Genomic DNA, 1,657 nt, shown 5'->3' on the forward strand with positions numbered 1-1,657 from the left:
CGCTTTTCAATTCGCGGATGAGGTCGGCGCTCTTCATGATGCGCATTATACACACTTTAGTGCGTGGGTCCAAGATGGTGCGACGGCGCGGAGGCGTTGCAGGATGTGGTGGGGGAGGGTGATGTTGACGCGGGTGTAGTGCGAGGGGCGGGCGACGGAGGTTGTGTGGCGTGCGATCGCGTGGTCGAGCGAGGGCGGCGATGAGATTGGCTTGGACCGGTCGATGGATCGCGGCGGTTCAGTTATCTGGTGTGCGTCATGACGCCAGCGCGCATGTGCTTGTGAGGGGGGTCCAGATGGCGTTGATCCGGGTGGACATGGTTGTGGCGGTGGTGGCGAGATTGTTGAGTTCGGGCGTCAAGTTCGCGGCGTCCGAGGGTGGGTTTGGCGCGGGTTGACCCGGTTTTGGCGGAGTTGGCTGTGTGACACCTAAAGGTTGGCGGTTCGTAGTTGTCGTAACCAATGCCGTGCCTGCCGTTTTTATGCTGCTGATGACGTCGTTGGTGTTCTGGGAGCTGCCAACGATTTTGTTGGTGGTTTTGCCTGTGACGGTATAGGCGAAATTGATCAGTTGGGTGGGGGCGGTGATGATGTCGCTGACGGCGGGGCTGAATGCGGCTTCGGCGGTGGTGGCTTTGTCGCGGGCGGCGAGCAGGTCGGATTTTTCGCTCGCGGTGAGTGGTTTGCCTCCCGGCTGACCATTCACCAGGAGGGTGGATGCGGTGCCGATGTCGGTGTTCAGGCGGTCGAGCATCGAGATGGCGGTGAGGTTGGTGATGCCGGCCCTTGTGGCTGGGGTGAGGTCGGCGCTGCCTTCATCGGCCATGGTGCGGCCGGTGTTGGCGGCGCAGCCGAGGGATGTTGCGGCGTTGTTATAGCTTTGAACCCGCGTTCCGTCGCCGAAATAGAGTTTCAGGCCGCCGAGGGTCGCGCCGCTGAGGCCCAGGGCGGTGGTCGCGGCGCCAGCGCCGTGAAAGATGGGATTGGCGACGGCGGCGGCGCCGAGGGCGATGATCGGGATGTCGAACAGCACGGACTGGCGCATGAGCAGATCCCGTTCGGCGCCATAGGCGTCGGCGACCGTCTGCAAGCCTGCGGCGTTTTTTTGGACGCAGGTTTTCCAGGCTGTGGGATCTGGCGTATCCGATCCTGATGTGGAATCATGCATTTCACAACTGGCGTCGAACGTCGTTTGCCCGGCAATGGGTTTGACATTGCCGAACCATCCCGGGCTTGGCGCGGTACTGACCGGGTTATAGGGGGCAGGATCGAGTGCTGCGGCGCAGCCGCCCAGCGAGACGATGGCCGCTACGGTCAATACGTGTTTCATAAGCCACCCCGTTTTGAGGACGACAACATATGAGAATATTTTAGCCTCGACGGCACATTTTATATCTAATCGTAACGAAGATGTAAACGAATATTACGCACTAAATCGTAACAATATTTGGACGCGCGATTGGTTTGCTAGCCCGCAAGCGCGAATCTCGGGCGTTCGTCGCCCACCGCAACAAACCCGAGCCCTCGATTCATGAGAGTTTTTTGGTTCTTTTTTGCAAAAAAGAACTGCTTTCCCTTGCCTTGCTTGCCCTGAGCCCACGAGCAGGGCAAGACGCGCGGGACGGAGGCCCTATTCATGCAAGCAGGCATCATTGTT

The 1,657-nt window shown here is 59.6% G+C and carries 2 protein-coding genes; both read right to left on the reverse strand.

Features of this window, described 5'->3' with window-relative positions; all coding sequences use genetic code 11:
- Window positions 1-256: 256 nt before the first annotated feature.
- Complete coding sequence (locus ACP5E6_RS19025; RefSeq protein ID WP_427957056.1) at window positions 257-1,330, reverse strand: hypothetical protein; 1,074 nt, start codon at window positions 1,328-1,330, stop codon at window positions 257-259.
- Window positions 1,331-1,467: 137 nt separating this feature from the next.
- The coding region (locus ACP5E6_RS19030) for a hypothetical protein (RefSeq protein ID WP_427957059.1) at window positions 1,468-1,657 on the reverse strand (190 nt) is incomplete at its 5' end.

It is taken from the genome of Acidiphilium sp. (genome assembly GCF_049977125.1).
Lineage (GTDB): Bacteria > Pseudomonadota > Alphaproteobacteria > Acetobacterales > Acetobacteraceae > Acidiphilium.

Bases quoted from the DNA above. Each gene is read 5' to 3' on its own strand.
- ACP5E6_RS19025 (WP_427957056.1), bottom strand. From the start codon at position 1,330: ATGAAACACGTATTGACCGTAGCGGCCATCGTCTCGCTGGGCGGCTGC.